The sequence below is a fragment of the Ornithinimicrobium sp. INDO-MA30-4 genome, from assembly GCF_021535045.1.
GTDB lineage: Bacteria > Actinomycetota > Actinomycetes > Actinomycetales > Dermatophilaceae > Ornithinicoccus.
Map to the genome: position 1 here is coordinate 1675219 of NZ_CP091056.1, position 13369 is coordinate 1688587.

12 protein-coding genes and 6 pseudogenes are annotated in these 13369 nt (G+C 61.7%); 8 read left to right on the top strand and 10 right to left on the bottom strand.

Annotated features, from left to right (window positions below):
* Window positions 1-19: 19 nt before the first annotated feature.
* The gene (locus L0A91_RS09765; protein ID WP_235244215.1) at window positions 20-1066 is read right to left on the bottom strand and encodes a folate-binding protein YgfZ; all 1047 of its coding nucleotides are present in this window, start codon (window positions 1064-1066) and stop codon (window positions 20-22) included.
* Entirely contained in the window at window positions 1063-1548 is a 486-nt protein-coding gene (locus tag L0A91_RS19885) for a Fur family transcriptional regulator (RefSeq protein WP_397333699.1), read from the bottom strand. The genes L0A91_RS09765 and L0A91_RS19885 overlap by 4 nt, the downstream gene beginning before the upstream one ends.
* A gap of 73 nt (window positions 1549-1621) precedes the next feature.
* On the opposite strand from L0A91_RS19885, the gene L0A91_RS09775 reads away from it, so the two are divergent.
* Window positions 1622-2650, top strand: a complete 1029-nt coding sequence (locus L0A91_RS09775; protein WP_235244219.1) for an LCP family protein — start codon at window positions 1622-1624, stop codon at window positions 2648-2650.
* Here the strand turns inward: L0A91_RS09775 and L0A91_RS09780 are convergent.
* The 3 genes and pseudogenes from L0A91_RS09780 to L0A91_RS09790 all read right to left on the bottom strand — a co-directional run bounded on the left by L0A91_RS09780 (window position 2647) and on the right by L0A91_RS09790 (window position 3933).
* Window positions 2647-3119: pseudogene (locus L0A91_RS09780) on the bottom strand (FABP family protein). The gene L0A91_RS09775 and the pseudogene L0A91_RS09780 sit on opposite strands and share 4 nt — an antisense overlap.
* 38 nt (window positions 3120-3157) lie before the next feature.
* Window positions 3158-3718, bottom strand: coding sequence for a hypothetical protein (locus tag L0A91_RS09785; RefSeq protein ID WP_235244220.1), 561 nt, complete (start codon window positions 3716-3718; stop codon window positions 3158-3160).
* Window positions 3712-3933, bottom strand: a complete 222-nt coding sequence (locus L0A91_RS09790; protein ID WP_235244222.1) for a hypothetical protein — start codon at window positions 3931-3933, stop codon at window positions 3712-3714. Before L0A91_RS09790 ends, L0A91_RS09785 begins: the two co-directional genes overlap by 7 nt.
* A gap of 82 nt (window positions 3934-4015) precedes the next feature.
* Between L0A91_RS09790 and L0A91_RS09795 the strand changes: the two genes are divergently transcribed.
* The 7 genes and pseudogenes from L0A91_RS09795 (at window position 4016) to L0A91_RS09825 (ending at window position 9086) form a co-directional block, all read left to right on the top strand.
* On the top strand, window positions 4016-4708 hold the full coding sequence (locus L0A91_RS09795) for a response regulator transcription factor (RefSeq protein ID WP_235244224.1): 693 nt from the start codon (window positions 4016-4018) through the stop codon (window positions 4706-4708).
* A gap of 30 nt (window positions 4709-4738) precedes the next feature.
* Window positions 4739-5272: a GNAT family N-acetyltransferase gene (locus L0A91_RS09800; protein WP_235244225.1), complete on the top strand. Its 534-nt coding sequence runs from the start codon at window positions 4739-4741 to the stop codon at window positions 5270-5272.
* Window positions 5230-5694 carry a mycothiol synthase gene (gene mshD / locus L0A91_RS09805; protein WP_235244227.1) on the top strand — a complete coding sequence of 155 codons (465 nt, stop codon included), beginning with the start codon at window positions 5230-5232 and terminating at the stop codon, window positions 5692-5694. Before L0A91_RS09800 ends, mshD begins: the two co-directional genes overlap by 43 nt.
* 61 nt (window positions 5695-5755) lie before the next feature.
* Window positions 5756-8018: pseudogene (locus L0A91_RS09810) on the top strand (RNA degradosome polyphosphate kinase).
* An 8-nt stretch (window positions 8019-8026) separates the two neighbouring features.
* The gene (locus tag L0A91_RS09815) at window positions 8027-8164 is read left to right on the top strand and encodes a hypothetical protein (RefSeq protein ID WP_235244228.1); all 138 of its coding nucleotides are present in this window, start codon (window positions 8027-8029) and stop codon (window positions 8162-8164) included.
* A complete protein-coding gene (locus tag L0A91_RS09820) occupies window positions 8155-8649 on the top strand; it encodes an NUDIX hydrolase (protein ID WP_235244230.1) in 495 nt (164 codons plus the stop codon). Before L0A91_RS09815 ends, L0A91_RS09820 begins: the two co-directional genes overlap by 10 nt.
* On the top strand, window positions 8646-9086 hold the full coding sequence (locus L0A91_RS09825; protein ID WP_235244232.1) for a hypothetical protein: 441 nt from the start codon (window positions 8646-8648) through the stop codon (window positions 9084-9086). Before L0A91_RS09820 ends, L0A91_RS09825 begins: the two co-directional genes overlap by 4 nt.
* Before the next feature lie 112 nt (window positions 9087-9198).
* Here the strand turns inward: L0A91_RS09825 and L0A91_RS09830 are convergent, their stop codons facing one another.
* The 5 genes and pseudogenes from L0A91_RS09830 to pstC form a co-directional block, all read right to left on the bottom strand.
* On the bottom strand, window positions 9199-9516 hold the full coding sequence (locus L0A91_RS09830) for a hypothetical protein (RefSeq protein ID WP_235244234.1): 318 nt from the start codon (window positions 9514-9516) through the stop codon (window positions 9199-9201).
* A 548-nt stretch (window positions 9517-10064) separates the two neighbouring features.
* Window positions 10065-10142, bottom strand: a pseudogene (locus L0A91_RS19890) (hypothetical protein); the annotation flags it as partial.
* Window positions 10143-10383: 241 nt separating this feature from the next.
* Window positions 10384-11162: pseudogene (pstB, locus tag L0A91_RS09835) on the bottom strand (phosphate ABC transporter ATP-binding protein PstB).
* Between the two features lie 22 nt (window positions 11163-11184).
* Window positions 11185-12311 (bottom strand): annotated as a pseudogene (gene pstA, locus L0A91_RS09840) (phosphate ABC transporter permease PstA).
* Window positions 12311-13274: pseudogene (gene pstC / locus L0A91_RS09845) on the bottom strand (phosphate ABC transporter permease subunit PstC). Before pstC ends, pstA begins: the two co-directional pseudogenes overlap by 1 nt.
* Between the last annotated feature and the right edge of the window lie 95 nt (window positions 13275-13369).

Genomic DNA, 13369 nt, shown 5'->3' on the forward strand with positions numbered 1-13369 from the left:
TGCGACGCTGCCCCTGGGTTTAGGGCGTGACGATCACGGTTTGAGCCGCGCTGGTGGCGTCCGAAAGCAACTCCAACTCGGGGTCGAGGTTGCGCTTGACCACGGCGAGCGCGATCGGCCCATCGGTGTGGTGTCGTGCCACCGTCGTCAGTCGCCCAATGGTGCGATCGCCGGAGGTTAGCTCGGCTCCCGCATCCGGCAAGGTATGCCCGGACCCATCCAGGTGCAAAAACACCAGTCGGCGGGGTGGGCGGCCCAAGTTGTGCACGCGGGCCACCGTCTCTTGACCCCGGTAGCAACCCTTGTGCAGGTGAACGGCGGTGCGCAGCCAGTCGAGTTCATGCGGGATGGTCCGGTGATCGGTGTCCACGCCGACGCGGGGTCTGTAGGCCTCAATGCGCAGCGCTTCGGCAGCCCACAGTCCAGCCAACGGCCGCTCGCCAACAGCCTGCTCCAGTTGCTCACGCGCCACGATCAACTCACGCCACATCCGCCCGGCGGCCGGATGCTCGGCTTCGCTGGGCCCATACGCGACGCTGTCGCCAACGATCCGCGGCCAGGCATCAACCCAGGCCATCGACTCCCCCGCCACCGACTCAGCGCCCATCGGTTCGCCCAACACGGCGTAGTCATCGGTGACGTCGGTGATCTCAACACGCAACATGAAGCGCATCTTGTTGAGCCACTCCATCACGGCAGGGACAGCGTTGGGCTCGGTGGTCATCCACAACGTATTTTCACCATCATCGACCACATGCAGGGCGTGCTCAATGTGGCCCTTGGGCGACAGGATCAGCGTCTCAGCACTCGTGCGAGCTGGCAGATTCGTCAACATCTGAGTGGTCAACGAGTGCAGCCAACTGAGCCGATCCGGACCGGTGATCGTCAAGACCCCGCGGTTCGACAGGTCGACACAGGCCAGGCCCTCTTCGAGAACTCGCTGCTCGCGGTGCGGGTCGCCATAGTGTGCCGCGACGCCAGCATCGGTGCCCACGTCTTCGACGGCACCAGGGCGGTTGAGCAGGGGTGAGCGACGGACGGGGGCTTCTACGGCAGGGTCGTTCACGAGGGCCTTTCGGTGGTTAATGCTTGGCAATCGCGGCATCGGCCGTGAATTGCCATATGGGTTACATCTGCTTCAAAGCTAAATCGGGTCCAAAGATTCCGCACGAAGTCATCAGCGATCTGATGGTCGGCCTCAATCACCGCTCCGCACTCCCGGCATACCAGGTGCAGGTGTTCGCCATGATGAGGCAGGTTGAAGGATGGAGCGCCATGGTCAAGGTGGGTGTGGCGCACCAGGTCGGCGCTGGCCAAGGCCTCAAGATTTCGATAGACCGTGGAGGCCGGTAGTGGCGTTTCACCATCCTGATTGACCGAAGCTGTCAGTTGCTCCGGTGTCGCGTGCCCCACATTTAGCAGGGCACTCAGGATCCGACGCCGAGGCTGAGTCAAGCGCAGCCCCGATTCGCTGACCTGCCCGTATACCGCTTCTAGCGCCTCTTTTGAGGGGCTAGGTAGATCTGGGGAGTGCGACACACATCCCACCGTAGCCGCCCTAACAGCCCACAACCATCCTGTTCACACAGCCTACTCCCAGGCAGGAACCTACAATCGCGGTATGAGTGAAGCAGGCAGGCGCACGCGGGGCCCTCGGCGTCGGTTGCGCCGAACGGCCATTATCTTGGTCACCGTTTTGGCGTTGGGTGTCGTCGGCACCGCAGCCGGTTATTTGGCGTTCCTGAACTGGCGAGTCAACGACAACATCGCCTACGACCGGCTGCTACCGGACGACGAAATGACCGGCGAGGATGGCGCAAAGGTCTTGCCTGTTCCGATGGAGCGCCCCGCTAGCGCCGGCGATGCGCTCAACTACCTGATCATCGGCTCAGACAGCCGCGACCTCGACGAAGAGCGCGGCCGCTCCGACGTCATTGTCGTCGCGCACGTCTCGGACGAGCGCGACCGGGTCGACCTGATTCACTTCCCGCGCGACTACTTCGTCGACATCCCGGGCTCGGGCGACAAAAACAAGATCAATGCGTCGTACTCCTTCGGCGGCGCACCGCTGCTCGTGGAGACGCTGCAACCGCAACTTGGCGTGCCGATCGATGGTGTTGTCATCGTCAACTTTGAGTCGTTCCAGGCGATGACCGACTCCATTGGCGGGGTCACGGTCAACGTCGCAGAAGCCAGCCCCGGATATCCGGTCGGCGAGATGGAGATGGACGGCGAAACCGGCTTGGCCTTCGTCCGCGAGCGCTATGCGCTGAGCCAGGGCGATATTTCTCGTGGTCAGCGCCAGCAGGCATTCATCAAGGCGATCATGCTGAAGGCCCTGAGCGCTGACACCTTAGGCAACCCGGTCAAGCTTGCCAACTTCGTTGACGCAGCCACCAACAACCTGACCGTTGACGAGAGCCTCGACATGGGCGAAATGCGCTCGTTGGCGTTTGACATGCGCGGTGTCCGTGGCGATGACATCAACTTCATCACCGCGCCGTGGAGTGGCATCGGGGAAAGCTCGTTTGCGGGCTCAATCGTGAACCCGGCCCCGGATCAACTGGAAGTGCTGCAGGAGCACTTAGCGAACGACACCATGGAGGACTACTCCGACCCAGTGTCGCCCACCTCAGGCTTCGGTGGCTAGCCAACCCGCTTGAGCTCGGCCGAGACGTGGCTAGCGTTGGACTCGCCAACGGCGCTCATGTCCATCGCCCACAGCAGGTTGGTGTTGACGTTGCCGTAGAGGCGCGTCGCTGCCGAATACTCCTTAGCTGAAGGGCTGCGAAGCACGCCATCAGTCTTCATCTCGACCTTGGCCGGGCTGGTCTTGCCGTAGTACATCTCGACAATTCCCGTCGGGTGGGTCAGCAGCAGTTCCACTTCGCCGCCGGGGAGTGGACGCCAGAATCCCAACTCGGTGGCAGAGGGGTGGTCTGGTTGCCCTCGCTGTCAAGGATCCAGGTGTGCGACTTCCACTCCAAGAAGGGCCGACCGTCGTGGGTCACTTCGATGACCTGGCCAAAGTTGGCTGACTCGATCGTGGGATAGCCGACAACGCCAGCGCCCTCCCAGCGGCCGATCATCCAGGCCAGTGGGGCGAGGTCAGGGTGCATGTTGGGGTCTAGCTCAAAGGCATTGGACCAGTCTAGGGCTAGGGCAGGGCGTCGGGGACGAGAACGCGCCCCACTGCATACGGCAGCGGTCCGATGATCATCACCGAGGTGACGATTAAGACCAGTTTGGGCCGAGCCGTCGACATCGTCGGCAACCCCACCAAGACGGAGCGCATGGAGTGACTAACTCCGGCGGCCAAAACGCCGACGAGCAAGGTGGCCGTCCAGTCTGCATCGCCCAGATAGCCGACACCGGCGCCGATTGCCCCACCGAGCGCCAGACCGATTGGCACGGTCCAGTCAGACTTCCACCGCAACCGAAGCAGCAAGTCGACTCCGCCACAAAGGCCTGCTGCAACTGCAGCGGCAGCCACCACTACCGCGCCCTCTTCAGTCAAAGTGAGCGGCAACATCAGGACCGAAGCGGTGATGATGACCAGGCCTAACACCACACCGCTGACTGATTCGACGACCCGAGGACGACCATCGCGCCGCAGCAATTGGTGCCCAAGAGCAGCAATCATCGAGACGGAGAGTGCAGCTGGCACCCACAGCAAATAGGGGTGTTCTTCTCGGGTCCACACGCTGTAGATCAGCACTGCCCCACCCAGGAGGAGGACACCGCGGGTGCCGCGAGGGGTTGGCAGCGATGATGCCCCAGCCCACCCCAAGCCATGACCAGCACCCCGAGACCCAAGGTCAGAGCCAGAAACGTTGGTCCCGCCAAGGCGCTAACAGCCAGCAAAGCGCCCCAAACGGCAGTGCCTATGGCGATCTGCAGCCCGGTGGACTTGGTCAACGTTGGTTCGGACACGCCCCCATTATTGGTCACATCAAGCCTGGATTGGCTACTGGGCACGTTCTAGCGAGGTGCTTGGAGCACTATCCTGGAGCACATGGCCGAAATGGCTCTCCTCACACCAGGCAGCACTGAAGGTGCGGTGCTGCGAGTTCTGCCTGCCCTGGACTTACTGCCACACCGGGTCCGCGTGGAGAATTTGGATCCCGCCACCTTGCTGCACGGCCCCGAGCCAGACTTCATCCTGATCGATGCCACCACCAACCTGACTGCGGCCCGATCTGCGCTGCGCACGATCAACACCATGGGCACGTGGGACGCCGTGTTGGGTGTTTTTCAAGAGGCCGGGCTGATGGTGGTGGATGACCAGTGGTTCGTTGACGACCTCTTGCTCACCTCAACTGGCCCCGCCGAGGTTGAAGCCCGCCTGCGCTTGGCCAGTAGGCGATCCGGCACGTCAACTCGAAACGCTGACCCAACTGGCCCCATCAAGGTGGCCGATGTCGTCGTCGATGAGTCCAGCTGGACCGTTCGCGCCGGTGGCCAACCCCTTGACCTAACTTTTAAGGAGTTCGAGTTGTTGAAGTACTTGGTCCAGCACCCAGGTCGAGTGGTCACTCGTGAGCAGTTGCTACAAGAGGTTTGGGGCATGGACTACTACGGCGGCACTCGCACCGTCGATGTGCATATTCGTCGCCTTCGGGCGAAACTCGGCTCTGAACGCGAATCGCTAATCGGCACCATCCGCAACGTTGGCTATCGCTTTGCTGGCTCTCGCTCTGTCGAGTAGTCCCGCCCAGCGCAGCCCAAAGGAGTACGCATGGAAATCCTCACCGAATCCGCTCTAGAGCCCAAGGTCGGCGCCGATGTCTTGTCCGTGGCCGTTCGTGCCGCCACCTTTGATGGGGTCAAGCCACTGTCCGAGCAAACAGTCTTAGATATCGGCCGGATGCCTGCTGAGGTTGCCAGTGATGCGCAAAACCGGCACTTGGTCGTCGTTGACCAGCCAGGTGAAATCAATGCCTCGGTCCTGGCCTATGCCCACCTTGAGCGTGGCGAGGGTGAGGCCGCGAGCGCTGAAATCGTGGTGCATCCAGATCACCGACGTCAGGGGCACGGCGGTGCGTTGCTGAAGGCTTTGCGTGAGTTGTCCCCGAAGGTCCGAGTGTGGTCGCACGGTCAGACCGATGCTGCAAAGGCTTTCGCCGAACACTTTGACCTGCAGGTAGTGCGCGAATTGCTGCAAATGTCCAGGCCGCTGGGGCCGATGCGCCGCCCTTGGCGGAGGTGTCATTGCCTGACGGATTTTCTGTGCGCTCCTTTGAGGTCGGCCGCGATGAGCAGCACTGGCTAGCGGTCAACGCCGCGGCGTTTGTCGATCACCCTGAGCAGGGCCGAGTCACCCTGAGCGACCTCAAGGATCGGATCGCTGAGCCCTGGTTTGACCCACACGGCTTCCTGTTGATCGAAGACGGCAACCAATCGGCCGCACGGCTGGCTGCGTTTCACTGGACCAAGGTAGAAGCAGCCGAGCCAGGCTCGAGTCAGCCTGCCGATGGCGAGGTCTACGTCGTGGGCGTCGACCCTGACTATCAAGGACTGGGGCTCGGCAAAGCGGCCACCTTGGCTGGGCTGCACCATTTGCAGGCCTGCCGCCTGCCCGCAGCCAACCTCTATGTGGACGGCGACAACGAAGCTGCTGTGGCGACATACACCAAGCTTGGGTTTGAGCGCAGTGCGCTAGACGTGATGTATGCGCCGTCCGCCAGTGAATGATTGCCCACCATCATTCTGACGAGCGTCTTGCCACGGCGCGTGGAAATGGCAAGATATAGGCATGACCACCGCCTCGGCAGACAGCGGCAGTACCTCAACTCCGACCGAAGAGAAGATCACTGACCCTGAGGCCATGATGGCCTCCAGCGTTGTGCCTGCTCCCCAGGGCCGGGCGCAAACTCAACGCGGGGCGAACGGCAGATTCGTCAAGGCTGAAGAGCCCGAGTCCGAGTCAGACCCGGATGTTTTGCCTGATGGGCGCTTCTTGGACCGCGAAGTCTCGTGGCTGCAATTCAATGAGCGTGTGCTCCAATTGGCGGCTGACCCCAACTTGCCGCTGCTGGAGCGCGCCCGCTTCTTGGCGATCTTCGGCGGCAACCTCGATGAGTTCTTCATGGTGCGGGTTGCTGGTCTCAAGCGGCGGATCGCCACCGGCATCGCTGGGCGCTCAGCCGCCGGCCTCGAACCGCGCGAGGTGTTGGAAGAGATCAGCGTCGGCGCACACCGGTTGATGGATTTGCACGCAGCCATGTTTGCCGAGGTCATCGCCCCGCAACTGGTTGAAGAAGGCGTCACCATCGTGCCGTGGGATGACACCACGGACGAAGAGCGCGAAGAGTTGGCAGAGCTGTTCCGCAGCACCGTCTATCCGGTGCTGACGCCGCTGGCAGTGGACCCGGCGCACCCTTCCCCTACATCTCCGGGCTATCGCTCAACCTGGCGGTCATCCTGATCAACCACCGCACCGGGCGGGAGCACTTTGCCCGGGTGAAGGTGCCACCGTTGCTGCCCCGGTTTATCCGGCTCAAGTCCAGCGACAGTATGTTCACCAGCCGCTTTGTCATGCTGGAAAAGCTGATCGCTGCGCACCTCGATCAGCTGTTCCCGGGCATGGAGGTCCAAGAGACTTTCACCTTCCGCGTCACTCGCAACGAAGACCTTGAGGTCGAAGAGGATGACGCCGAAAACCTGCTGACGGCGCTTGAGCGCGAGTTGACCCGTCGCCGGTTTGGCCCGCCCGTGCGACTCGAAGTCGTCGAAGACATCGGCGAGCATGTGCTGGACCTGCTGGCACGCGAGTTGCGGGTTAACCCCAGCGAGGTTTACCGGCTGCCAGCTCCACTGGACTTGACCAGCCTCAATACCCTGGCTGACCTGGACCGCACCGAGTTGCGCTTCCCCAACTTTGTGCCCAAGACGCACCCTGAGTTGGCGCCAGTTGAGCGCGCCGCTCCGCCGGATGTTCTCGGCGCGATGCGCAATCGAGACATTTTGCTGCACCACCCCTATGACAGTTTCTCAACTTCGGTGCAGGCCTTTATTGAACAGGCTGCCGCCGACCCGCAGGTGCTTGCCATCAAGCAGACGCTCTATCGCACCAGCGGTGATAGCCCGATCATTGATGCCTTGATCGAGGCGGCTGCCGTCGGTAAGCAGGTGCTGGCCGTTGTGGAGATCAAGGCCCGCTTCGACGAGGAAAACAACATCTCGTGGGCGCGGAAGTTGGAGCGTGCTGGGGTGCACGTTGTGTACGGCATGGTCGGGCTCAAGACGCACTCAAGTTGGCCCTGGTGGTGCGACAAGAGTCTGGCGGGCTGCGGCGCTATTGCCACGTCGGCACGGGTAACTACAACCCCAAGACGGCTCGCCTCTACGAAGACCTTGGCCTGTTGACCTCGGATGACAGCATTGGCGAAGACCTCAGCCGGTTGTTCAACATGCTGTCCGGGATGGCTCCCAAGGCGAAGTTTAAGCGACTGCTGGTGGCCCCGCGTTCCGTGCGCAGCGAGTTGATTCACCGGATCGAAGCCGAAGCTGCGTTGGGGTCTGAGGGCAAGATCGGCATCAAGGTCAACTCAATTGTCGACGAAAGAACCATCGACGCGCTCTATCACGCGTCCTGTGCTGGGGCAAAGGTCAACATCTGGGTGCGCGGCATCTGTGCTCTGAAGCCTGGCGTGCCGGGGCTGAGCGAGAACATCCAAGTGCGCTCGACCTTGGGCCGCTTTTTGGAGCACTCGCGGATCTTCTCGTTTGGCAATGGTGGCGAGCCCGTGATCTACATCGGGTCGGCCGACATGATGCACCGCAACCTCGATCGCCGCGTTGAGGCCCTAGTGCCGATTAGTGACCCGGTGCAGGTTAAGACGCTGACGAAGTTGATGGATCGGGGTTTTAGCGATGAGGTCAGCAGTTGGCAGTTGAATGCGGAAGGCCAGTGGAACCGAGTCCATCTGGGCGAGGATGGTGAGCCACTCGTCGATCTGCAAACTGAGTTAATTGAACGTTATGGAGCACGCCGCAAGCCCGGACGCCGCCGGTGAGTTCAGTGATGAGCCGAGCCGCCGCCTTAGCGCAGGCCACCGAGCCAGCCAAGGCCGCCAAGGCTGGCTCAGTCGTTGAGCCTGCTGCCGCGGTGCGGGCCGCCGGGGTGTTGATCTGGAAGCGCAAAAGTCTGGCTTGCGGGTAGCCGTCGTGCATCGCCCGCAATATGACGACTGGTCTTGGCCCAAGGGCAAGCTGGATCGCGGTGAAGATTCGGCGGCTGCCGCTGAGCGAGAAGCCTTTGAAGAGACCGGCTATCGGGTCCGCTTAGGTCTGCCATTGCCGTTGTCGAACTATCAAATGGTCAAAGGTAGCCGGTCGCTCAGCAAGCGTGTCGAGTATTGGGCGGCCACCGTTGTCGGTGGCTCCGGCCAACTTCTCCACGAGGTTGATGAGGTCAAGTGGCTGAAGCCAGAGAAGGCCCGTGCTCGACTGACCTATCAACGCGATCGAGAGCAGTTGGATGCGCTGGTTGCGGCTGATGCTGAGGACATGCTGGACGTGTGGACCTTTGTGGTGGTTCGGCACGCGCTCGCCGTCAATCGCAAAGACTGGAAGGGCGGGCCTGACATGTTGCGTCCGCTTAACGCCGTGGGCAAGCGCCGCTCGAAAAGCTCATCCCGATCTTGACCGCATATGGCCCGGAACAAGTGCTTAGCTCAACCTCAACGCGCTGCCACGACACGGTGGCTCCGTTCGCACAGCGAGCCTTTATCCCGTTGCGCACCAAGCGTGGGCTATCCGAGGAAGGCTATGACGCCGCTCCGGACAAGGTCGCCAAACACGTCCGGATGACCTTTGAGCGCGGTCGTACGATTGCCTTTTGCACGCACGGGCCCGTCTTGGAAGCAGTGCTTGACCAGCTGAAGCCTCGCTCAGAAGACCCACTGGTCACTCGAACGCTCAAGCGGCTAACCGCGACGAATATGGATAAGGGCGAAATCCTGGCCTGCACTGTCGTCGGCAAGGGCCCCACTGCGCAGATTGTTGCCGTCCGCCGACATCGCATCCCCGCTAGCTCCAGCCCTAACAACCCCAGCAGCGCTATCCCGCAGGCCACCCGCTAACCGCCCCAGCCCTCAGCCCCCAGCAGCGCTATCCCGCGGGCCCCCCTTGGCAAAAGCGCGATTCGCACTTTAGCGCTCAAATCGCGTCTCCAAACATGCGAATCGCACGCATTCATGCGATCCGGCGAGACTGAACTCGACCGGCGGCCCGCTGTGCGGCCGCATGGATCGCAGCTCGCACTTCTGCTGGCCTCGATAGATCGGCCCAAGTGAGCCTCACCATCTCGAGTCCCAGCGCGCGCAGGCCGTCCTCGCGGAGTTTTTCAGCAACGAGGCCATTGCCGCCGTTGTCTGCGTACTTCACCAGGCCATCGAACTCGATAACGGTCCGCTGCGAACGCAGATAGAAGTCAACTCTGGCTAGTCGACCGTTGTCGAGGCGGAACGTGACTTGCGGCTCGAACTCGGAAAATCCCAGCCCCTGGAGCAACCACCGGCACCGCGACTCCCTGGAGATTCCATCCGCCCATCGACGAGTTCGACAACTTGGCGTGGCCGAGCCAGGCCTCGTTCAAAGCGCCCGGCCTTGAGCGCCTCGACGAAAGTGGCGCGCTGTATGCCCGAGGCTGCGAGAGAATCAGCGCTCACTAGGCCTGCCTCGACACCATAGGCATCTGCAACTTGTAGCGCTGCCAACGCATCTCTGACTCGCCACTGCTCCCCGCATACCCCGAGCTGGTCTCTGTCCACCGGCACATGAAAGGCGTGGCGGGCGGTCGAGTGATTGCGGGCACCATGAAGAAGCAACGTATGTGTGCGATCGCTGACCCCGAAGAGCGGCACATCGCGCATAGCTAGGGATGACTGATGGCTGAGCGCAATCGTTCCAGCCGGCTTAGATATCAATGCTGCCTCAGCCCGCACCCGGTGTCGCTGAGACGGCTTAAGCTCATGCCAGTGGGCAGCCCCGACAAGGACGCCAGCCCGCAGCCGCTCGAGTTGCTGGGACCGCACCAGTCTGCGGACTGCATTTCGATCAAGGCCGAGTCGAGTTAGCTCTGCTGTCGTGATCAAGTGACCATGGCTCGCAAGCCAATCTCGAACGTTCGAATCCATCAGTCCACTGTGCCGGGTAGCCACACTGCACCGTTTCGGCTATCCACAACGAACCAGTGGCGAATCGCACAAATGCTCACTGATCGCGCGATTGAACCGGCGAATCGCGCGCGAAAATGCGAATCGCGCTTTTGGTAGGTATGGGCTGGCGGGTATGTGGGTATGGGCTGGTGGGTATGCGGGGCGCGGGGCCAGGTGGGTATGCGTGGGCGCGGGGCCAGGTGGGTATGCGTGGGCGGGGCTAGCCGAAGCGGCCGGAGATGTAGTCCTCGGTGGCCTTCTCAGCCGGGTTGTTAAAGATGCGCTGAGTGTCCCCCATCTCGACCAGCTGGCCGGGCTTGCCGGTGGCTTCGAGGTTAAAGAAGCCAGTGCGGTCAGACACCCGGGCGGCTTGCTGCATGTTGTGCGTGACGATGACGACCGTATATTCCTGCTTCAACTCATCGATCAGGTCCTCAACGGCCAGCGTCGAGATCGGGTCGAGAGCCGAGCAGGGCTCATCCATCAGGATCACCTGCGGCTGCACCGCGATCGCACGCGCGATGCACAAGCGCTGCTGCTGACCACCCGAGAGGCCAGAGCCTGGCTTGTCGAGCCGATCCTTGACTTCACCCCACAGGTTGGCTCCGCGCAGCGACTTCTCCGCCAACTCATCGCCAGCAGCGACCGAGATGCGCTTGCTGTTGAGCTTCACACCAGCGAGCACGTTCTCTTTGATCGACATCGTCGGGAACGGGTTGGGCCGCTGAAAGACCATTCCGACCTGGCGGCGCACATCCACGGGGTCCACGCCACGGGCATAAAGGTCCTTGCCGTCGACGAGCACTTGGCCCTTCACCCGGCCGCCGGGGATGACTTCGTGCATCCGGTTCAGCGTGCGCAAAAGGTTGACTTGCCACAACCCGATGGGCCAATAAAAGCCGTCACCGAGCGTGCCTCGATGGTCATGCTGACGTCCTGAACGGCGTGGAAATTGCCATAAAAGATGTTTAGGTCGTTGACGTCAATCTGCTTCGACATAAGTGTCAGTCTCCCAGGGGTTCTAGCGGCCGGACTTCTTCGGAGCGAAGAGTCTGGCGATGAGGCGTGCGGTGAGGTTGAGGGTGACCACAATCAGCACCAGGATCAACGCGGCAGCCCAAGCTCTCTCCAAGCTCGGGTCGCGGAATCCGGGGTTGAGTGGCTTGGTGAACATCTCGTAGGCATAGACGGCGAGCGTCTGAATCGGCCCAGAGATCGGGTTGGTGTTGAGGGCGTAGAACCCGCCCACGGCGACAAGTAGGGGCGCCGTCTCACCGATAACGCGCGCGATGGCCAAGGTGATCCCCGAGGCCAACCCGGAGGCAGCCGTCGGCAGCACGACCTTGTAGATCACCCGCCACTTCGGCACACCAGCGCCAGCGCAGCCTCACGCAACTCGTTCGGCACAATTCGCAGCATCTCTTCGCTGTTGCGCACGACGGTCGGCATCATCAGCACAGCCAGGGCGATGGCCCCCGCGATGCCGTTCTTGGTGCCCACCCCAAAGATCGAGCCAAACAGCGCAAAAGCAAACAGCCCAGCCACGATCGAAGGAATGCCGGTCATCACATCGACAAAGAACCGAATCGCCTTGCTCAGCCGGGTCCCCTGCGCATACTCCACAAGGTAGATCGCGGTGAACATGCCAATCGGCACCGAGATGATTGTCGCGATCGCCGTGATCTCCAGCGTGCCGATGATCGCGTGATAGGCCCCACCGATAAAATCCGCATTGCCGTCAAAATAGTTTTGGTCGTTGAGACCGGTCACGCCATTCATCGTCTGATTGAGGAACGCCGAGCTAAACGCCCGCATCGCGCCATTCGAGACGACCGTCCACAGCAGCGAGATCAGCGGCAACAACGCGATAGCAAACGCGCCATAGATCAGACCGCGCATCAACTGATCGAGGCCCACGCGGCTGCCGGCTGTCGCCCTAAAACTTAGGTATGCGGTGAGCAAGTAAGCCAGGTAGCCCAACACCAAGCCCAGGGCCAAGTTCAAGGCGAATCCGGCGATGGACGCAACGGCCAAGCCAACTCCGACAGCGACCCAGACGAGATGCTGTGGCGCGGTGCGAACTTCTGAGGGCTCAATGCCTTCAATGGGCGTCGAGCGCTGCGAACGCTTGTGCGTTGAGGTGCTCATCAGTTAGCTCCTGAGAACTCGGATCGCTTATCCACAATCCATCGGGCAAACAAGTTGACCGCCAAGGTGATGACAAAGAGGACGAGGCCGGCTGCGATCAACTCAGATAGGCGCAGACCCGAAGCCTCGGGGAAGTTCAGCGCGATCTCCGATGGGATCGTCGCATTGCCGGAGCCGATGAGGTTCAACGTGAAAAGCCCAGGCGAGAGGATGATCGTCACGGCCATCGTCTCGCCAAGCGCCCGGCCAAGGCCGAGCATCGTGCCGCCGATGACACCTGGCTTGCCAAACGGCAACACCGCGGTCTGGATCATTTCCCACTTCGTCGCGCCGAGCGCCAAAGCTGCTTCTTCGTGCAACTGGGGTCTGCAAGAACACTTCGCGTGACACGGAGGTAATGATCGGCAAGATCATCACGGCCAAGACGAGGGAAGCGGTCATCAGCGTGCGGCCGGTGTTGGACGCTTCGGTGAAGAACGGCAACCAACTCATGTAGTCCTCGAGCCATTGGTACAAACCACCTAGCGCTGGGGCGAAAACCTGCAGCCCCCACATACCAAAGACAACGCTGGGCACTGCTGCGAGCAGGTCAATGACGAAGCCGATCGCATTGCCCAGTTTGGGTGGCGCGTAGTGCGAAACGAAGAGGGCGATACCGACAGCGACCGGGGTCGCCACCAGCAACGCAATCGCCGAGGCCATCAGAGTGCCCAACACCAATGGCCAAACGTAGGCAAAGAAGCCCGCGCCGCCAGTGATCGCGTCGGGTGCTGCGGTGAGCACCGGGAGCGCTTCCATCACGAGGAAGAGAGCCACCCCAAGGAGGGTGATCAGGATCAGGATGCCCGAGCCAAGCGAGGCGCCGCTGAACACCACATCGCCCAGGCGACGCGGTGACTTCGGCACGGCATCGGGGGCGCTTTGCTCGGTCGCGGAACCAGCGCCTCCGGTTGATGAACTCATCGATTTCCTCCCGCACGGGGCTGTTGGGCCCCAATGGCAAGATGACGGTGACCCGAACGGAGCCGAGCCACCGTCATCTCATTGGTCTCACTGCT